The sequence below is a fragment of the Bacteroides sp. 51 genome (genome assembly GCF_010500965.1).
Taxonomy (GTDB): Bacteria; Bacteroidota; Bacteroidia; order Bacteroidales; family Bacteroidaceae; genus Bacteroides.
On record NZ_QVMI01000009.1, the window covers coordinates 211,559 to 231,905 of the forward strand.

Below are 20,347 nucleotides of genomic sequence, written 5' to 3' on the forward strand. Positions count from 1 at the left end.
CCATGAAAAGAGAGGCTTTTAAAATGTACCTGAAGCCGGGCTGTGAGGCTGAATATGAAAAACGCCACAATGAAATCTGGCCGGAATTAAAGAAGCTGCTTTCAGATAATGGGATATATGATTACTCTATCTTCTGGGACAAAGAAACCAATATATTGTTTGCCTGCCAGAAAGTGCGCGGTGAAGAGTCTTCACAAGATATGGGCACGAATCCAATTGTGCAAAAATGGTGGGACTATATGGCCGACATTATGGATACCAACCCCGATAATTCTCCGGTGTCTATTCCTTTGCAGGAAGTTTTCCGAATGGAATGAGTGGCAAGGTGCCGCTGCCAGGTTTCTATGCAGACGGAATCGAATACAGAGGTACAGAGATGCAGAGGTTAAATTAAGAATAATGAGTTCGAAATTGAAAATCTCTGTATCTCTGTGCCTTTGTGTTCAAATAACTTGCTATTTTTGAGGTATAAAACGTGAAAAACATGAATCTGCGATTACTAGGCATATTTTTATTCTTACTTTCAGTAACATGTGCTTTTGCTGCTGTTGAAGTTCGTTCCAAGCAAATAACGATGGCCGATGGGCTGGCCAATAGTACAGTCCGTCATTTCATGCAGGACAGCAAAGGATTTATATGGATGGGTACCTTTAATGGATTGAACCGCTATGACGGTAATTCCTTTATTTCTTACTCCCCATCGTTAGATAACTCCTTGTCTCTGGCCGACCGTAAGGTGTATAACATTCAAGAGGATAAGAATGGCTTTCTGTGGATTTATCTATCGACAGAACGTCATAGCTGCTATGACCTGAAGAGCGCCTCTTTTGTCGATTTTACCGGTTGTGGCGAGCACGCAGAGAAATATGCCAGCCGTATGTTTGCATCGAATGGCAACATCTGGTTGTGGCACGAAAACAACGGAGCACGTAGAGTTATTTATGAAAACGGAACCTTCCGTTCTTACACCTATAGGCTGCAACAAGGCAATGTACCGAGTAATACGATAAACTTTATATCCGAAGGTGAGAACGGAGTTATTTGGATCGGAACGAATAAAGGACTTGTACAGGTGGTCGATGGCAATAATACATTGGTAAACAACAATGAGAACTTTCATCGGATGACCTCTTATCATGGGAGTACCTACTTTTGTACACGAGACGGTAAAATCTTTATCTTCGATAAATCATCCTCCCGGTTGGTGTTACAAACAAAGTTGAACGCCCCCAATCTAAATATTATCGATCATTTTTTCCTGGAAAACGAATGGATAATCTGCGCAACAACAGGCATGTATTCCTATGATTTTATAAAGAAAGAAGTGAAATCCCGGTATGAACTGTTTGGTGAACAAATACATTCGGCTAATGTAATAAAAGACAATAAAGATAATTACTGGATCTATAACCACTCCGGAAAAATGTGGTATCTGAACGTACAAACCGGCGAGAAAAAGGTCTTTCGCCTCATCCCCAACGAGAAACTTGGGCATATTGATGCCGAGCGTTATTCCGTTGTGCACGATTCACGAAATATCATTTGGATATCAACTTACGGGAATGGTTTGTTTGCTTATGATATAACGAAGGATGAGTTGACTCATTTTACAGCAGGTATGAGTGGCTTCAGCCATATAAGTTCGGATTATTTGTTGGGAGTTATGGAAGACCGCTCGGGCGAGATCTGGGTGAGTGTGGAGTTCGAAGGGGTTTCGCGTATTACCGTCATTAACGAAGGGTCATATCGCTATTTCCCAGAGAATCCGAACTTGTTAGACCGTTCCAATACCATCCGTATGATTTCAAGGGTAAATGAAGATGAAATCTGGATTGGTACCCGTCGTGGCGGACTGTATGTATATGATATGCAGTTTAATCTGAAATACTCCCGTAAAGATTTCCATTCCAATATATATGCTGTACTGAAAGACGATAAAGGTAAAATCTGGATGGGTACCCGTGGCGACGGACTTTGTATTGATAATACATGGTATAAACATACATCAGATCCCGAATCGTTAGGTAATGATAATATCTTTTGCCTTTTTAAAGACAGTAAACAGCGAATGTGGGTCGGAACTTTTGGTGGTGGACTGGATGTTCCGATAAAGAAAGATAATAAATACATCTTCCGCCACTTCTTTAATGAGAATTACAATCAGCGCCAGATACGTACAATTTGCGAAGATAAGAATGGCTGGCTTTGGTTGGGAACCAGTAATGGGATATATGTATTCCATCCCGATAGTTTACTTGCCGATCCTAAAGCGTATTACCACTATAACTACGCGCAAGGACAACTGCGAAGCAATGAAATAAAATACATCTTCTCGGATAGTAGAGGTGACATTTGGATTGCTGCTTCTGGATTTGGAGTAAGTCTATGCACGCCAAACGGAGATTATAGCTCCCTGGAATTCAACCACTATGGAATAGACGACGGCTTGTGTAATGATGTTGTTCAGTCCATTGCAGAAGACCGGCAAGGCAATATCTGGATGGGAACCGAATACGGTATCTCGAAGTTTGTACATTCCGAGCAACTCTTTGAAAGCTATTTCTTTTCTGCCTATTCTCACGGAAACGTGTATACCGAAGGGTCAGTCAGCCAATGCGACAATGGCGATTTAATTTTAGGGTCCAACTATGGCTTTATCGTGTTCAGTCCGGAGATGGTGAAGAAATCATCTGTAGTCTTTCCTGTTGTATTTACTAACCTCAATGTGAATGGGATTAATATGCTTCCAGGCGATCCGGACTCTCCGTTAACCAGTTCACTGGCTTACTCGGAAGGGATAACGTTGAAACACAATCAAAACTCTATAACGATTGATTTCTCATCTTTCAACTATTCCGATACCCGGCAAACGAAGTATTCCTATATGCTGGAGAATTATGACAAGACCTGGAGTGCACCTTCTACACTGAGTTTTGCTGCATATAAGATGCTGCCTCCCGGCAAATACGAATTGTTAGTTAAATCGTGCAACAGCTCGGGGGTATGGAGTGATACGGTTTCTTCACTTCTCATTACCGTCAATCCACCAATATATTTAACTCCGTGGGCTTTTGTCCTCTATGCGTTATTTATCATTATAGCCTTGTACTTTACATATCGGGTGACCCGTAACTTCTATCTGTTGAATAATAAAATAGCGGTAGAAAAGCAACTCACGGAATATAAACTCGTATTCTTTACCAACATATCGCATGAGTTCCGCACGCCGTTAACTCTGATTCAGGGGGCATTGGAGCGTATACGTAGAATGGGTGACATTCCTAAAGAAGTTACCTATCCGCTGCAAACAATGGAAAAAAGTACCCGGCGGATGCTCCGGCTCATCGATCAGCTATTGGAATTCCGGAAGATGCAAAACAACAAACTGGCGCTTTCCCTCGAAAAGACGGATGTGGTTGCCATGCTTTATGAAATCTTCCTGAGTTTTGAGGATATGGCCGAGTCGAAGAATATGGACTTTCAGTTTATACCTTCGGTTACTTCGTATAAAATGTATATTGATAAAGGGAAACTGGATAAGATTACCTATAATATGTTGTCTAATGCTTTTAAGTATACTCCACAAGGCGGTCGTGTTTGCTTATACGTCAATATCCATGAAGAGAAGCAGTTGTTGGAAATACAGGTGACCGATACAGGGGTGGGTATTCCAAGAGAGAAAAGGAGTGAGCTATTTAACCGGTTTATGCAAAGTAGCTTTTCCGGCGAAAGTGTAGGTGTAGGCTTGCATCTTACCCATGAATTGGTAACAGTGCACAAGGGAGAAATTAAATACGACGATAACCCGGGAGGTGGATCTGTTTTCACGGTTGTTCTTCCTTTAGATGAGCACTCTTATGAAGAAAAAGACTTCCTGGTTCCAACCAATCTATTGACTCAGGAAAAGAAAGAGCCGATACTATTGGATATGTTGGATAACGCTCTGGAACAGTTCGTGAAGCCTAATCCACTGAATAAGCAGAAAATCTTGGTGATAGAAGATGATATTGATGTACGGCAATACCTGCGCGAGGAGTTGAGTGCCTATTTTCAGGTTGAGGTTGCCGATAATGGTACCACAGGTTTCCAGATGGCTCAGGAGGTTGAACCCGACCTGATTGTTTGTGATGTACTTATGCCTGGAATGAATGGCTATGAAGTGACCCGGAAATTGAAATCGGAGTTTAATACCAGTCACATTCCTGTCATCTTGTTAACCGCATTAACCCTTCCCGAGAACCATCTGGAAGGAATTGAAAGTGGGGCAGATGCTTATCTTTCTAAACCATTTAGTATCCGTTTGTTGCTGACCCGTATTGTAAAACTACTGGAGCAACGGGAGAAACTAAAAGAAAAGTTCTCTGAAGAACCCGGCATTGTACGTTCTGCTGTGTATGCTTCTGAGCGTGATAAAGAGTTTGTAGATCAGCTTCATCAGATCCTGGTTGATAATCTGGGTAATTCTCATTTCTCTGTTGATGAGTTTGCTTCCTTGATGAACATTGGCCGTACGGTGTTCTATAAGAAGGTAAAAGGGATAACGGGCTATTCGCCTAATGAATATCTACGTATTATGCGTATGAAGAAAGCCGCCGAGCTTTTACTTGCAGGTAACCTGACGGTTTCCGAGGTGTCTTATAAGGTCGGCATCGACGATCCATTCTATTTTAGCAAATGTTTTAAGGCGCAATTTGGTATAGCTCCTTCTGTTTATCAGAAAGGAAAATAGCAGGCTTGAATTAATGTTCTTTTTGTTTTGTTTTTAAAAAAGTCTAAAGATGGTGCAGTATTTTAATTAAAACTGCGTTTCTATAAAAAGGCTTAACTAAACTTTAATGAAACAGAAGAACGATGGGGAAAATAAAAAGATACTGGTTGCTTTCTTTTAATAAGCTTTTGTCTTTCATGTTGCTCTTATTGGGCTTTGCTTCATGCGACGAAGAACGGAAAGACATGTATGGCATGCCTCCTGCTAAGTTTTCGGTTAAAGCGAATGTGCTTGACCAGAAGAACGAACCGATAAAAGGAATAAGGGTTGACATTAAAACGAATGACGAAGCCAATCATACAATAGAATCCGGATTGACGGATTCAGACGGTGTATTCGAAGTGAAAACGTATTACAACAAGGTGAACATCGTATGTACAGATATCCGTGATACGGAAAATGTCATATATGAGAAAGACAGTGTGCAAACAGATATTTCTAAAGCCGAGGATTTGAAATATGAGTTCACAATCAGCTTAAAAGAGAAGAAATAGAATGCCTGATAATTTATCTCTTCGTAAGCGTCTGGCGTTGGAGGTAGCACGTAAGATGCGGGAGAATAATAAAGAACTGCATGTCCTTCGGCAATTGTTTTGGGAATGCACGTTGAAATGTAACATAAATTGTAAGCATTGTGGTAGTGACTGCAAATCAATACCACATTGCAAAGATATGCCCGCGGAAGACTTTCTGCGGGTTATTGATTCCATAACCCCACACGTTAATCCTCATAATCTTAGTATCATAATTACAGGCGGAGAACCTTTGGTTCGGAACGATTTGGAAAAGGTCGGACTGGAACTTTACCGCCGCGGCTATCCGTGGGGTATTGTGTCTAATGGTCTGCTTTTAACCCGTGAGCGACTTGACAAGTTGATGGCTGCCGGACTCCATGCGATAACCATCAGTCTGGATGGTTTCGAAGAAGACCATAATTGGTTGCGGGGGCATTCCAATAGTTATCTTCGTGCTTCGGAGGCCATTAAGATGTTGGTTCATGAACCGGAGTTGGAATGGGACGTAGTAACCTGTGTAAATAGGAGGAACTATCATTCCTTACCGGAAATGAAGAAGTATTTGTATAAGATTGGTGTTCGTAATTGGAGAGTCTTCACCATTTTTCCGATAGGGCGCGCGGCTCAGCATCCGGAGTTTCAGCTTACCAACGAGGAGTTTACCGGATTGATGGAATTCATAAAAGACACCCGAAAGGAGAAAAGCATAGACTTGCAGTATGCCTGCGAAGGATTTCTAGGGAAATACGAAGGTGAAGTCAGGGAACATTTCTACTCTTGTATTGCCGGAATTAATGTAGCGTCTATCCTGTCCGATGGTTCAATCTCAGCCTGTCTTAGTGTCCGTAGCGATTACCATCAGGGTAATATCTACCAGGATGATTTTATGGACATCTGGAACAATCGCTTTCAGGTTTACCGCAATCGCGATTGGATGAAGAAAGACGATTGCGGCGAATGTAAACTCTTCCGTTACTGCGAAGGCAATGGTATGCATTTGCGTGATGGTGAAGGTAATCTACTAATTTGCCATCAAAAGCGTATTCTTTCAATATAACTTTAATCCCTTTAATGGTTCTTTTTCTTCGGGGCTAGCCGGCCCAGGTGTCGCGGTCGAGGTTGCGATAGCTTATGGCCTCGCCGATGTGTGTTGACAGTATCTGTTCGCTGCTTTCGAGATCGGCAATGGTCCGTGCTACTTTCAGGATTCGGTCGTAAGCGCGGGCGGATAGGTTTAGCCGGTTCATGGCATTGCGGAGAAGGTTTAAACCGCGTTCATCCGGTTGGGCATATTTACTCAGGAGTTTGCCACTCATTTGCGCATTGCAATAAATGCCGGGGTGTTGACTGAAACGTTTTTCCTGTATGGCTCTTGCGGCTATGACCCGTTCGCGGATGGCTATGCTTGGTTCCGCCGGTCGTGCATCCGAAATCTTTTCAAACGGTACAGGCACAATTTCCACCTGTATATCAATCCGGTCCAGTAATGGACCGGAAATCTTGTTTAAATACTTCTGCACCTGCCCTGGATTGCATACACAATCTCTTGTCGGGTGGTTATAATAACCACACGGGCAGGGGTTGGTTGAGGCTACGAGCATAAAGCTAGCCGGATAATCCACCGTCCATTTCACCCGGGAAATGGTAATGTTACGGTCTTCCAGCGGTTGCCTGAGCACTTCGAGTACATTCCTGTTGAACTCTGCCAATTCATCCAGAAAGAGTACGCCATTATGGGCAAGGCTGATCTCTCCCGGCTGCGGGTAATTGCCTCCGCCAACCAATGCTACCGGCGAAATGGTGTGATGTGGATCACGGAACGGGCGTTTGGAAATGAGCGATGAGTTCCGGTTCAATTTTCCTGCAACCGAATGGATTTTGGTTGTTTCAAGACTTTCGCCCAGGGATAAAGGAGGTAAAATAGAAGGTAGTCTTTTGGCCATCATAGATTTACCACTACCTGGCGCACCGATCATAATCAAATTGTGCCCACCCGCTGCAGCTACTTCGAGCGCTCTCTTTACATTCTCCTGTCCTTTGACCTCGGAAAAGTCGAAATCAAAGATGTTCTGTTGCGCGTAAAACTCTTCCTGTGTATTAACGAGCGTTTCCTGTAGCTGGCTTTGTCCATTGAGGAAGCCGACGACTTCTTTTATATGGCTTGCTCCCAGAACTTTAATCCCCTCTACAACGGCGGCTTCCCTGGCGTTTTGTTGTGGAATGATAATTCCTTCGAAACCTTCTTCTTTGGCACGGATGGCAATGGAAAGTACTCCTTTTACGGGTTGGATGGCTCCGTCGAGGCTCAGTTCACCCATAATCAGGTAGCGCGATAGTTTATCTGCAACAACCTTTTCGTTGGCGGTCAACATGCCGATGGCAAGGGGAAGATCGTATGCTGCACCTTCTTTGCGGATGTCGGCAGGGGCCATATTGATGGTGATGTTGCTGGTGGGCATTTTATAATCGTTGACCTGTAACGCCGAGATAATGCGGCGATGGCTCTCTTTTACTGCCGAGTCCGGCAGGCCAACAAGATAAAACATACAGCCACGGGAACTGTTTACTTCGATTGTAATAGTGGTAGCATCAATACCTTGTACTGCTGCCCCAAATACTTTTATCAGCATAATGTCGTTTGGTGTGTTTGCGTATTATTGTGGTTTAAGAAACCGTAAGTTTAAGGGGATTATTTCTTAGGTTTTAATAAACTATCCAGTTTAGCCTCCAGTTCCTTTCCTTTGATTCCCCGGGCAATGATTCTTCCTCTGTTGTCGGTCAGTATGTTGTAGGGAATTTGATCAATGGCATACTGTTTGACCACTGTTGAGCCCCAACCGGAGAGATCGTTGAGTTGTTCCCATTTCAGGGTATCTTGTTTGATGGTTTCTTTCCATGCCGTTTTATCCATATCCAGAGAAATACCCAGGATGGCTAGTTCGGGAGGCGCTTTATAGGTTCTATCCTTCTTCTCCTTTGCCTTCTCTTTGTCTTTTTCTTTCTGGGTTTTGGGCGGATAGGTTTTATAAATCTTCTTTAGTTGGTCGTTGTGAGCACGGCAAGAGTCGGACCATGTAGCCCAGAATGTAATGAGTAGGTATTGATCTCTGAACTCGGAACGGGATATTTTCTTTCCCTCTGCATTGGGAAGTGTGAAGGATGGAACTATTTTTTCGACTTCTGTTTTTTCGCTTTCTTCGATCCACGCAATCAGTTGTTCGGCGTAGGGTGTGTCTTGTAGCGCACCATCCATGATCTTTATTAATTCTTTGATTTTGGGAAGATCGGGAGAGGATGTTTGTACGAAATACTTATCCAACAGGTATAGGTTGATTAGTGATTTCTGATTCTGGTGGATGTACTCCCCAACCAACCGCAGAGTCAATGTATCTGCTATGGCAGCGGGGGGTGGAAGGGTTTTGTTGAAAGCCGTTAATGCCTCGTTTGTAACAGTTCCTTTGACTTCAAGTCGTTGAAGCGTTGCTGTATCACCCTTTATTTGAATGGTTTTCCCTCTTTCCAGATAAATCGGGTATTGATTCTCGTCATTAATGAATAACCTGGTTTGGACGATGGTTGTATCTATATCCCTGGAATAGGAGAATTTATTGTTTGTAACAACAATGGGTTCTATGAAGCCGGTGTATTCATCGTCTCCATATAGGTATATGGTATCGCTAGCCAATCCTTTGATTTCGCCTTTGATTTCGGCCAGTCTTGTTTCATTCTTACAGCCGGCAAAGCAAGCGGATAAAATTATAAGTAGTATGAGGTTCTGTTTCATCTCGGATTCTTTTCTGCGAAAGTACACATTTTGCGGCTAACTGTGAGTATATTAACTTATTTTTCTATGATAAGTCGTATGTTCTGTGTTTTATATTTTGCGGTATAATAGAAAGAATAGTTATGAGAGTCAATGCGTGGAGTAGAAAATGGCGATTATTACTTTCTGACGGTAAAAATAATGGTCAACCACGTAGGGGTAGAAGTAGCCGAATGCATAACCCCAAAATTCCTGTCGAATAGAAAATAAATCTTTGATGCATCAAAAAAAAAAAATCGTCGAATCAAAAAAATATTTTTGATGCATCATCTCTTCAGATAGCTCTACAGGCTATCTGAAGAGGGGTGTATGTTTTATCAATAAAATCAGTATTTCTTGTTGAAATAACCAGACAATCGATTATCTGGAATACTCTTCGTAAAGCATCAGCAAATGCGCGGCGCTCCAACTAAAGTGCGGGGCTTTCAGGCGCTCTCCTGTATGCGTGCCGTAATTCTCGTGTATGGGCTTGTTGCCGATCAACCCATCCAGGTGGTCGAATACCTCCCGGGTATACCTGTCGGCCAGTTCATTATAGCCGTAGTTGCGCAGACCTTTGATGGCAAAGTAAGTCTGGTCCAACCATATCGGACCCCTCCAATAGCCTTTGGGCATGAACTTCGGATTATCCGCTGCCACGGTGGGAAAGGGAATGTAGGTAGAGAATTTGGCCGTATCGGTGAACAGTACGATAGCGCGTTTCATTTGTTCCGGCGTGGCTATACCCGTCCAGAAGGGGATGTATGCTTCACTTCCTTCTTCGCGGATGAAACTACCGTCGCTGAGTCGGCGGTCGAAGAAGAAACCGGTTTCCTCATCAAAGAAATAATTGGCTACATCTGCTGTGTGGTCAGGTTCATCAAAAGGCTGATTGATGATGCCTGCGAACTTCTTTAGCAACTGATATTCCAGCGCCAGGAACGCGTTGAGGTCTATGCTTTCCTGATCGAAGCTCCAGGCATCATCAGCGTTCTTCACCATCCGGGCATTGTCAAAGCGGATAGCATTATCCATACCACTTTCCCATGCCGCGGCTTCGGTGGTGCCATCGGTAGAACCAAATTCACAGATTCCATTACCATTATGATCGCGCTTGGCGTACCACCAACGATGATAGGAGAGGAGCTGCGGATATATTTCGCGTAGAAACGCCGTGTCCTGCGTATGGGTGAAAACAGCATCTACCGCCCATGCAGCCAATGGAGGCTTACTATCGCGAGCGTTGTTTTCTTCTGGGTTGGAGTAGATACAATCAATTACCATGCCATCTGCCAATTGATAATCGAACATGGCACGTATCTGGTTCTTTGCCAACTCAGGGGCAAAAGGCGCTACGCCTACGGCATATTTCCAGGAATCCCACGCCCAAAAGCCCATAAAATACCATGCAGCATGACTGGGAACTCCGCCTTCGTGCAGCAATGCCCCCTTTTGCGTTTTCCAGTTGGAAATCAGGGTAACAATAGATTTTACAGCAATGCGGTTATATTCGTGAGACATATCTTCGCGAAGCATGGTCTTAAGGTAGCCATCCCAACGTTCGTTGTTTGCTCTCAGGTATGCCGCCGGCTCATTAAGTATGGCTGCCGCTTTTTGTAGCTTGGCACTCTTCTCTTTATTATTATTAAAGAAGGAGATAGCTACATAAAATTCCTTATCGCCACTGCATACGGCCTCGTAGTTTTGCGAATCACAATGTACTTTGGCATCTGGTGCGAAGCTGATACAAACAATTTCTCCACCAGGATGATGGGCAATAACCGTATTCTGGTCGAGTTTGAACGTTATTTCTTCCGCCCAGCCATCGCCCGTCAGCCGCAATTCGTGGTTCGTATCTGTTTCGACACGAAGTAAAGCGGTAGAACTGTCGATAAACTGAAGGTGCTGCGTAATCCCTCCGTTATCCGAACGGGCAGAGAGATAAATCTCTCCCGGGAAATAATTGATAGAATCGGGGTGGAAAACCTCCGCTCTGGCTGTGTTGAAACCGACTTTTACGGCCGAACGAGCCATCCAATGGCGATTGTCAAGATTGGTTGGGCCGCAAAAGCCATTCACCCAATTTTCTTTCTCCGGAATGGTGAATCCCATCCATGAGCCCTGGTCGCAGAACCATCCCCCGCAACGGGTATCTTTGGCGGGGGTATAGGAGATATCAAGGATATCTCCATATTTGTACCTCAACGATTGGGTTTGCTTGCTGTTGTCGTGGCATCCGGTAAGGATGGTGAACAGAAAGCAGATATATATACTTATACCTATTTGTTTTTTATTCATCATATTGTTGGCTGTAGGGGCGGTTCGGGAACCGCCCTGATAATGGTTAATGTATTGGCGGGCGGTTCCCGAACCGCCTCTACAGGTTAATGACTGTATGGTTTCAGTGTGAAAGCATAAGAAATAGCCTCTGGTGTGATTGTATATTCGGGATGCACTTGTGCGCCCCAAGTATTATCACCGCCTACTCCCATTTGCGCATGGTCGATATTCACCCAGACCATATCTTTCTTCTTGATGCTTCCTCCGTGCTTCCTTTCGATATCAAAAGGAATGTATTCAATATCCTCCATCGGGAAGTTCCAGGCGCTTGCACTCAGCGGCTTTTCTCCGGTGATCAGGATACCTTCGCCGGATGTATCGGTGAGTGCCAGCCAGCGTACATCGCACTTATTCCCGGTTTCCTGCGGACGGACATACGGGTGATATTGCTCCCAAACGGTAGCCTCGTATCGACCGATGGCGGCGGAACTCTTGCGGTCGGCATAATTCTCGTGCGGACCACGTCCCAGCCACGTCATGTGTTCATATTCGGCAGGGAGTATCATGCGCATACCAAAACGTGGAATCTCCGGAAGAGACTGGCTGCCAGGGGTGAAGTGCATTCTCACACTAATCTCTCCGTTACCAAAAACGCGATAATGAATACCGAGTTTGGAACCCTGTTCTTTCATATCATAAGAAGCGGATAGAAGAATGGAATGTCCGTCAATACCGGGAGTAATATCAAAAGTAGTCAACGATTTCCTCTTTCCGGCATAACGCCACGTTGCACAACGGCTGGAGGTGCGGTTAGCTACATCATTGTCCGTCAAACCACGCCAGAAGTTAGGCTTCAATCCTTCTTTTATCATCTCTTTATTGTGATAAATGAGGCTGGTCATCTCTCCGGTTTGTATGGAGAACGCCACCTGGAAGCCAGTTCCGGATAGTATGGCTTGTGTGCCGTCTTGCTGAAGTGTTACTGAGGAGGTGTGACTTGGGGCAAGCGCCTCGCTTGCACTTACGGGCAGCAACCATTGCTCCATGGCGGAAATATGATCTTTGGCAACCAATGGCGCGTCCTTCCGGATCAGGGCTTCTATCTTTAAGAAGTATTCTTTTCCGTCTTGTGGAATCGCTTTCATCGGAATAGCGATTTCCTGTGATGCGTGTGGCGCAATCTTAGGGAAATCCATACGTCCCGAATCAACGGTTTTACCATCGTGCTCCACTACCCAGCGTAGGTAGAAATCATCCAACCCGATGAAGTCGAAACGATTGGTTACTTTGATCTTGTTGGGTGTAAAGGATACGGGTTCGAAATGGATATACTGGTAAACCTTTTTCACCTCCCAGATGTGCGGGTGCAGTGAACGGTCGGCAGCTACAAGCCCGTTGGCGCAGAAGTTGGAATCGTTGGGAATACCTACAAATCCCATGTCGCCTCCGTATGCCCAGATATTGCTTCCTTCCGGGTCTTTAATCTCAATGGTTTGGTCTACCCAGTCCCAGATGAAGCCGCCTTGAAGCTGATCGTATTTATAAATCAAGTCCCAATAATCTTGCAGATTACCTACGCTGTTACCCATAGCATGCGCGTATTCGCAAAGAATCAGCGGACGGGGTTGGCGTTGGTTCACATGCTCGCGAAGCAACCAGATGCGACCATACATGGGGCAATAAATATCCGAAACACCCTCTTTGCGCGAACCTTCGTACTGCGTAGGGCGGGTAGGATCGAATGCTTTTGTCCAGTGGTACAGGGTTTCGAAATGCTTTCCATAACCGGATTCATTTCCCATAGACCAGGTAACGATAGACGTAAAGTTACGGTCGCGCATCACCATGCGTTCCATGCGCTCCATAAAAGGACGTTCCCATTCCGGATAATTAGCCAGTGTCCTGTCCTTATGATGGTCCATACCATGACTTTCGATATTGGCTTCGTCTATCAGATAGATTCCATATATATCGCAAAGCGTGTACCACTCCGGATTGTTAGGATAATGGCTGTTGCGTACGGCATTGATGTTGAATTGCTTCATCAGTTGGATGTCTTGTATCATGCTTTCAACGCTGATGGTTCGGCCATGATGCGGATCGTGCTCGTGGCGATTGACGCCTTTAAACAGAATCGGAACATTATTCACGAACTGCATGCCATTGCGCATCTCTACAGAGCGGAAGCCGAAACGATGGGCAAAGGATTCCAGTGCCTTTCCGTCTTTATCGAAAGTATTCACTACCAACGTATAAAGATGAGGTGTTTCGGCGTTCCAGGAGTTAACCTTATGGAAGATATGACTGACGGCTAATAGTGAATCTACCGCTCCCTTCAGTACTTTCTTTTCGGCAAACAGGGTGTTCTGATGTTCGTCTATTACCTTAATCTCCACCGTCTGACCGCTCTGTGGCTGATGCAGGCTGACTTCAAGACTGAAGTCACCATCTTTATATTCATTCGTAAGTCCGGCTGTCAGCTTGAAATCTTTTACACGGCTTTTGGTGCGTGCGTAAAGATAAACGCTGCGTTCGATGCCACTGTATTTCCAATAGTCCTGGTCTTCCAGATAAGAACCGTCGCTGTACCGGAATACTTTGAGTGCCAGCTTATTCTTTCCTTTTTTAAGTAAAGGGGTAATGTTGAAATGTGCAGGCAGGCGACTGTCTTCGCTGTATCCGGCAAGTTCTCCGTTTACCCAGCAATAGAATGCAGATTCTACGCCTTCAAAGTCGAGGAAGATATCCATTCCGTCCCAATCGGCAGGAACGGTGAATTCGCGTGCATAGGCTCCTACGGGGTTATAATCCGTGGGAACAAAAGGTGGATTCGGAGGAAACGGGTAGCTAACGTCCGTATATATCGGAGCATCAAACCCTTGCAATTCCCAACTGCCGGGCACCCGGATGTTCTTCCACTTCGAGGTGTTATATCCCGGTTTCCAGAAGCCTTCGGGACAACTCTCCGGGTTTTTGGAAAAGAAGAACTTCCATGTACCGTTCAGGGTTACGCGCCTTTCTGTTTTCGCATTCACGGCAAAACAGGCAGGGGGCGGCAAGGCAATGCTGCCTAATGCACCCGCTTCCGTTTTAAACGGAATGAAATGCGCAACCATCGGCTCCCTGTTTATTGCGTTTACTTGTGGGTTTTGCCAGGGAACGTTATTGTGCTCCCCGGCACTAACCGTTGTCAGCGCAAAGAAAAAAACTAATATAAATATATGTCTCATGGCTATTTTGTAAGGGCGGTTTGCGAACCGCCGGTTATATTGAGCAAAATAAAGTGACCAAAAACGGAACACTAAAATCAACTACAAACCCGTGGAAGATGGAAACAACCACAAACTCTTTACCGGAATAGCGGGTGATGATAGGCAATGTAGTATCCATTGTCGTGGCACCACCCACCGAGATAGGAGCCAACTTACCGAAATATCTCACCAATAACGGAGCACATAACAGTGCTATAATCTCACGCATAATATTCGATAATAAAGCGATGGTTCCTAATTCCGCTCCTTTATATTCGGTAATGAATATGCTGGACAAAGAATAATACCCGAATCCGGAACCCACCGCCATACAATCGGCAGCTGTGCGATGTTCCATAAACAGACTGATCACCGCTGTTCCGGCCAACGTGCCCAGTATAGTCATCACAGGCAGAAAGATCAATCGCGGATTCAGTGCCCTGAAACTTTTCAAGGTATTCGGGTCATTCCCTACACTAAGCCCTACACAGAACATTAATGCGCATAGGGCATAGTAACTCAGGTTGCTATCGGAAAAATCGTACGGGATAAGGTGGAATACTCCACACAGCGTACCCAGTACGAAGAAAGAGATAATGATGAGGCTACCTTTCATTTTCGGATCGTTTTTTTAGGACGTTCGTAAATAAAATACCATAATCCCCAGGCAAAGAGCGTGCTCCCCACTACGGCGCCTATCGTAATGATAGCTGCTTCCAGTCCGATGGTGTGCAACCCTTTGATAATGGCTTCGTTACTCCCTACGTCAATGCCCAACAGGAAGAGCAGTAACCATATCAGTACGGTGATTACTTTATGTATCCAATGTAGTCTCTTATTGCGTAACAGGTAGCCGGTGAGCATACCTGTTAGCATGATTCCGATAATTATAAACATGTTCTTAAATTGAGAATTGAAAACTGAGAATTGAGAATTGAAAATTAGCTCTGTGCCAACCTCATCTTTTGCAAAGATAGTTTATATTGTTGATAATTGACTTTAATGGGCACTCCGTACCACATACGGTGCAGCCTGATTTTCAATTCTCAATTCTCGGTTCTCAATTTAATAAGTCGTTCGAGTTGATTTCCTTCAATGGTACCGGATAAAAAGCGTGCTTTTCTACGCTAAACCCAGTGCGTCCGGCTGCCTGCATAGCTGCGGGAAGTTTTCCCCAGCGGCGGAGGTCATACCAGCGGAAGTTTTCCAACGGGAACTCAATGATGCGTTCATGCTCAATCTGAGCTTTCACAGCTTCGTATGTATTTCCTGTCATGGCAGGCATATCACCATGAACATCTCTTACCTCATTAATCAATGGAATGGCCAGCGAAGTATTGCCCATTTCATTGTGCACTTCCGCTTTCATCAACAACACATTGGCGTAGCGCATTAACGGAATATTAACGGCGCAATAGTTTTCAAGCAATCCATCTAATGTGCCCGGCAGGAATTTGCGGAATGCTGGACGGGGATCATCAAACAAATCATCATAAGTATACCCATAAACACGTCCGGCATCCGGATCATTGAAATAATCGCATCTGTAGAAGATGGTATTGTATAGGCGCGAATCGTAACGACCTGTAGTTGCAATTTCGCCCTCCTTCATGTATTCGTCCATCAGGAATTGGCTGGGGAGAATCTCGTCCCATCCCGCAAGCTCGCTAGAGCCGATCCATCTGTGCGCTTGTGTGTAATAGTTGGCGCCACTGGCGGAGTTCATAGAGAATTGGAGCTCGAATATAGACTCTTTACTATTTTTGTTGCTGGCATCGAACATGCTTGCGAAGTTATCTACCAACTCATAGTTTGTCACTTTTTCAAGTGCTTTTAACGCCTCGCTTAAATGTGCATCTTTCTTGCCGGACTCTTCATAAGCGCGGGTCAGGTAGGCAAAGCCAAGGTATGCATAGGCTGCACCCGAAGTGGCACGCCCAATATTATTTATGGAATGACTGGGAGGCAGCGCTGTGGCAAGACCTAATTCGCCGACAATAAACTGCCATGCTTCTTCGCGCGAAGACAGGGCTTTGTGCGTTTGCTCCTGAGTGGCCACATACTCGTCGCGTACAATGATTTGCTCGAAGTTCAGGATGAGTTTCATGTGGTAGTACGCACGCAGGAAATGAGCTTCGCTCACAATCTGCGTACGGATGGTAGGATCAATGTTCTCATCGGGAATCTCGGCGACTCTCTCAATTACCTGATTGGCAAAATTGATCCCTCTGTAATTACTCTGCCAGTATAAGCTTGTCTGCGAGTTTCCGTTGGTGTACGAGAAGTCGCTCAACTCCACCCAGTTGGGGTAGTTAAAAGCATCATTGCCCAGAATCACAATATCTTCGCGATATGCTTCTACCGGCCACTTTACTTCGGCAAACAGCCAGGTGTCGATAGAATGTTCTAGTTGAGAATATGCAGCGGAAAGTCCTTGCTCTGCATCGGATTGATGGCGCCAGAAATCTTTAGTTTGTAATTGGTCGGGCGATTCCACAGTCAGGAAATCATCGCATGAGGTTAGGAAACCTGCCATGCAAATAGATAGGATATATATAATTTTCTTCATCTTAGTATGTGTTAAAGGGTTAGAATGTAAGCTGAACACCTACGGTAAATGAACGGGTAAACGGATAGATCAGGTTGTCGATACCGGCGTTCAATACGTTATCGCGTGAGAACTCTGGGTCGATACCGGAATAATCGGTCCAGGTAAATAGATTCTCGCCACTTACATAGAAGCGTAGTCTTTCTACATATATCTTTTCCAGTAAGGATTTTGGCAAGGAATACCCAAGCTGTATTTGACGCAGACGGATGAAATCGCCTTTTTCCAAGAACCGGTCAGATTCTTTCAGGTTGCCGTTCGGGTCCTGGAACACGGCACGGGGTACGCTGGTGTTCGTGTTTTCCGGTGTCCAGGCTTTCAATGTAGAGCGCAGGAAGTTGGAACCAGAATTCATTCCTTCGTAGAAATACTTGTTTCCGTTATACAGTTTATGTCCCCAGGCGCTTCCGATAACTACGGATAGATCGAAACCATTGTATCCTGCTCCCAGATTGAGGTTTGCCTCGAATTTAGGAATAGCCGATCCGCTATATACTTTGTCCTCATCGCCAATGGCGCCGTTACCGTCGGCATCCACAAAACGGATATCTCCCGGTTTGGCATTGGGTTGAAGCAACTCGCCGTTTTTGTTGACATGTGCGGCTACTTCCGCATCGTTTTGGAAGATGCCATTTGTTTTATAGAGGTAGAAAGCTCCGATTGGTTTACCTACACGTGTTTGAGTAGGGAAATGTTCTTCACCGTATTTCAACCCTTCGCCGTATAACACCTGTCCCGAATTGGCCAACTTGGTTACTTTGTTGCTTGTGGTACTCATGTTGAAGCCAATGTTATAGTCGAACTTATTGATGCGATCGGCCCAATTGACTTCCAATTCAATACCCGTGTTGCGCATTTCGCCTACGTTCAGGATCGGGTCGGTTAAACCGGCCGATGGAGATATGGCTTTGGTAATCAGGAGGTCTTCCGTGGTGTTGTGGTAGTAGTTAAACGTACCGGTCAGCTTATTATTGTAGAAACCAAAGTCGATTCCGATATTCTTGGTGTCGGTGGTTTCCCATTTGAGTGGTCGGTATTCCAGTCCGCGGCCACTACTGCCAAGCCATGGGTTCTGACCATCTCCCTGAACGTATCCCTGGTATTTGGTGTTGTACGAGCTTATCAATGACTGGAAGTCATAATAACCCAAGGCGCCCTCGTTTCCTAAGCGTCCCCAGCTGGCACGCAGTCTCAGGTTGTTCAGAACGATGTCTTTCGGGAAGAACGCTTCTTCGCTGATTCTCCATCCCAATGCCACCGATGGGAAGTCTCCCCAACGATTATCTTTATGGAATTTAGAGGAACCATCTCTACGGAAAGTGACTTGCAGCAGGTAGCGGTTATCGTAGTTGTAATTTAAACGTCCGAAGAAAGAAACACGGTTGTACTTCCAGTTTGTGCCGTCTCCGGTAAATGTACCGCCGATTCCGGCTCCAACGGTTGAGAAATATTCGTTAAGAAGGAATCCTCCGGGGACATTGCTTGATGCTAATTTACCATCTCTCACTTCATACACAATGGTCTTTCCTTCTACTCCTACGGAGTTCCAGGTGTATTTGCGTGAAGAAGTGGAGGTACCCGCCATAGCGTTTACGCTGTGCTTGCCGAATTGCTTGTTGAAATTCAGAACGTTGTCGAATACCTGCTCTTCCCAATAAGATGTTGTTTCTTCATGATAGGGGTAATCTCTCTTCGAGCGGGTGTCTGCCACGTATTTAGGCGTATGATACGTTTGGCGTCTGTGCTGCCCCTGATAGTTGTAGCTTGTTTTGAAACTCAACCAACTGGTGAAGTTCATCGTCAGCGCTATGTTACCGGTCGTCATATACCTTTTATTGGTTGTTTTTTCGTAGTGTTGATCGGCCATCACGTTCCGGTTGTTGGGTATGCCGTTGAAATTGGTCAGTCCGAAGCCATACTCATTGTTATCGTCATAGATGGGTACCAATGGAGAAATCATATACATTTCTTTGATTTGGTATTCCGGCTGCTTGCTGTCTGTGAATCTGAAAGATAGGTTGGCATCGACATCGAAGATGTGCTTGCTCATGCGTATCTTAGCCCGTGCATTGTCTTGGCGAAAGTCATTTCCCAGGAAGATTCCTCTTTCGTCTGCATGGTTGTACGAGATGGAGTACTGGGCATTCTCCGATCCGCCACGTACGCTGGCCATGTAGCTTTGCGCCAGTCCGCTACGCATCATGGCATCTTGCCAATCGGTGTCTATACCGGTGTCTTTGGTGATGTAAGCAGGGAGTGTTCTGGGGTTACTGGCGTACTTGTTATAGTTTTCATACATCTGTCTGTGTACTTGCTTGTACTCGGCAGCGTTAAGCATGTCTAGCTTTTCTGCTACTTTGGTGTAGCTCAGGTAACTGCTGAAGTCAACTTTCGTTTCGCCCTTCTTACCGTTCTTTGTGGTGATGATGATTACTCCGTTTGCTGCCACCGATCCGTAGATGGCTGCTGCTGCACCGTCCTTCAGCACTTCCATACTGGCAATGTCTTGCGGATTTACATTATCGATATCGCCTGGAAATCCGTCGATGATATAAAGCGGTTCATTATCGCCAAAGGTTTTTACCCCGCGAATCTTTACCTGAACGCCTGCTCCGGCGTTACCCCCGGCTCTTTGAACGTTTACTCCTGCGATACGTCCTTGCAAGGCTTCGGCGGGATTGGTGGTGCTGCGCTTGCTCAGTTCATCAACGTCTACGGATGAAATAGCTCCCGTCATGTCGCTCTTTTTCATGGTACCGTAACCGATAACTACGGTTTCTTCGAGCATCTGACTGTCTTCTGTAAGTGCAACTTTGATGGTTGTACGGTTGTTTACTGCAACTTCTGCTGTTTTATATCCCACATAAGAAATAACGATGGTAGCTTGTGGGCTAACGGTTAGTGTGAAATTGCCATCATAATCTGTGATAAGTCCATTGGTGGTGCCTTTTTCTACAACACTTGCTCCAATGATGGGTTCTCCTGCGGTATCGGCCACAGTTCCTTTGAGTTGAATACTCTGTGCAAAAGCACTGAATGGAGATAAGAGGATAAGTAACAATATAAAAGGTATTGCTGCACCTCTTAGATACTGTTTGTGATTCATGTGATTAAATATTAGAA

12 protein-coding genes are annotated in these 20,347 nt (G+C 45.0%); 4 read left to right on the forward strand and 8 right to left on the reverse strand.

What is annotated here, in order from left to right; genetic code table 11:
• Nucleotides 1–2: 2 nt before the first annotated feature.
• The 4 genes from rhaM to D0T87_RS09155 all read left to right on the forward strand — a co-directional run bounded on the left by rhaM (nucleotide 3) and on the right by D0T87_RS09155 (nucleotide 6,340).
• Nucleotides 3–317 carry an L-rhamnose mutarotase gene (gene rhaM / locus D0T87_RS09140; RefSeq protein ID WP_163174825.1) on the forward strand — a complete coding sequence of 105 codons (315 nt, stop codon included), beginning with the start codon at nucleotides 3–5 and terminating at the stop codon, nucleotides 315–317.
• Between the two features lie 167 nt (nucleotides 318–484).
• Entirely contained in the window at nucleotides 485–4,729 is a 4,245-nt protein-coding gene (locus tag D0T87_RS09145; protein ID WP_163174826.1) for a hybrid sensor histidine kinase/response regulator transcription factor, read from the forward strand.
• A gap of 122 nt (nucleotides 4,730–4,851) precedes the next feature.
• Nucleotides 4,852–5,262 carry a radical SAM-associated putative lipoprotein gene (locus D0T87_RS09150; RefSeq protein WP_163174827.1) on the forward strand — a complete coding sequence of 137 codons (411 nt, stop codon included), beginning with the start codon at nucleotides 4,852–4,854 and terminating at the stop codon, nucleotides 5,260–5,262.
• Between the two features lies 1 nt (nucleotide 5,263).
• Entirely contained in the window at nucleotides 5,264–6,340 is a 1,077-nt protein-coding gene (locus D0T87_RS09155; RefSeq protein ID WP_163174828.1) for a TIGR04133 family radical SAM/SPASM protein, read from the forward strand.
• Nucleotides 6,341–6,374: 34 nt separating this feature from the next.
• Here D0T87_RS09155 and D0T87_RS09160 read toward each other — a convergent pair whose 3' ends face one another.
• The 8 genes from D0T87_RS09160 to D0T87_RS09195 form a co-directional block, all read right to left on the reverse strand.
• On the reverse strand, nucleotides 6,375–7,913 hold the full coding sequence (locus D0T87_RS09160) for a YifB family Mg chelatase-like AAA ATPase (RefSeq protein ID WP_163174829.1): 1,539 nt from the start codon (nucleotides 7,911–7,913) through the stop codon (nucleotides 6,375–6,377).
• A gap of 59 nt (nucleotides 7,914–7,972) precedes the next feature.
• Entirely contained in the window at nucleotides 7,973–9,067 is a 1,095-nt protein-coding gene (locus D0T87_RS09165; RefSeq protein ID WP_163174830.1) for a TlpA disulfide reductase family protein, read from the reverse strand.
• A 399-nt stretch (nucleotides 9,068–9,466) separates the two neighbouring features.
• Nucleotides 9,467–11,383: a trehalase family glycosidase gene (locus D0T87_RS09170; RefSeq protein ID WP_163174896.1), complete on the reverse strand. Its 1,917-nt coding sequence runs from the start codon at nucleotides 11,381–11,383 to the stop codon at nucleotides 9,467–9,469.
• Nucleotides 11,384–11,469: 86 nt separating this feature from the next.
• Nucleotides 11,470–14,481: a glycoside hydrolase family 2 TIM barrel-domain containing protein gene (locus D0T87_RS09175; RefSeq protein ID WP_370526831.1), complete on the reverse strand. Its 3,012-nt coding sequence runs from the start codon at nucleotides 14,479–14,481 to the stop codon at nucleotides 11,470–11,472.
• A 148-nt stretch (nucleotides 14,482–14,629) separates the two neighbouring features.
• Nucleotides 14,630–15,232: a lysine exporter LysO family protein gene (locus D0T87_RS09180; protein WP_163174832.1), complete on the reverse strand. Its 603-nt coding sequence runs from the start codon at nucleotides 15,230–15,232 to the stop codon at nucleotides 14,630–14,632.
• Entirely contained in the window at nucleotides 15,229–15,513 is a 285-nt protein-coding gene (locus D0T87_RS09185) for a LysO family transporter (protein ID WP_163174833.1), read from the reverse strand. Before D0T87_RS09185 ends, D0T87_RS09180 begins: the two co-directional genes overlap by 4 nt.
• A gap of 163 nt (nucleotides 15,514–15,676) precedes the next feature.
• On the reverse strand, nucleotides 15,677–17,185 hold the full coding sequence (locus D0T87_RS09190; RefSeq protein ID WP_163174834.1) for a RagB/SusD family nutrient uptake outer membrane protein: 1,509 nt from the start codon (nucleotides 17,183–17,185) through the stop codon (nucleotides 15,677–15,679).
• 19 nt (nucleotides 17,186–17,204) lie between these two features.
• Nucleotides 17,205–20,330 (reverse strand): TonB-dependent receptor, encoded by a 3,126-nt coding sequence (locus D0T87_RS09195; protein WP_163174835.1) that lies wholly within the window; start codon nucleotides 20,328–20,330, stop codon nucleotides 17,205–17,207.
• Nucleotides 20,331–20,347 lie beyond the last annotated feature (17 nt).

Bases quoted from the DNA above. Each gene is read 5' to 3' on its own strand.
- rhaM (WP_163174825.1), top strand. From the start codon at position 3: ATGAAAAGAGAGGCTTTTAAAATGTACCTGAAGCCGGGCTGTGAGGCT.
- D0T87_RS09145 (WP_163174826.1), top strand. From the start codon at position 485: ATGAATCTGCGATTACTAGGCATATTTTTATTCTTACTTTCAGTAACA.
- D0T87_RS09150 (WP_163174827.1), top strand. From the start codon at position 4,852: ATGGGGAAAATAAAAAGATACTGGTTGCTTTCTTTTAATAAGCTTTTG.
- D0T87_RS09155 (WP_163174828.1), top strand. From the start codon at position 5,264: ATGCCTGATAATTTATCTCTTCGTAAGCGTCTGGCGTTGGAGGTAGCA.
- D0T87_RS09160 (WP_163174829.1), bottom strand. From the start codon at position 7,913: ATGCTGATAAAAGTATTTGGGGCAGCAGTACAAGGTATTGATGCTACC.
- D0T87_RS09165 (WP_163174830.1), bottom strand. From the start codon at position 9,067: ATGAAACAGAACCTCATACTACTTATAATTTTATCCGCTTGCTTTGCC.
- D0T87_RS09170 (WP_163174896.1), bottom strand. From the start codon at position 11,383: ATGAATAAAAAACAAATAGGTATAAGTATATATATCTGCTTTCTGTTC.
- D0T87_RS09175 (WP_370526831.1), bottom strand. From the start codon at position 14,481: ATGGTTGCGCATTTCATTCCGTTTAAAACGGAAGCGGGTGCATTAGGC.
- D0T87_RS09180 (WP_163174832.1), bottom strand. From the start codon at position 15,232: ATGAAAGGTAGCCTCATCATTATCTCTTTCTTCGTACTGGGTACGCTG.
- D0T87_RS09185 (WP_163174833.1), bottom strand. From the start codon at position 15,513: ATGTTTATAATTATCGGAATCATGCTAACAGGTATGCTCACCGGCTAC.
- D0T87_RS09190 (WP_163174834.1), bottom strand. From the start codon at position 17,185: ATGAAGAAAATTATATATATCCTATCTATTTGCATGGCAGGTTTCCTA.
- D0T87_RS09195 (WP_163174835.1), bottom strand. From the start codon at position 20,330: ATGAATCACAAACAGTATCTAAGAGGTGCAGCAATACCTTTTATATTG.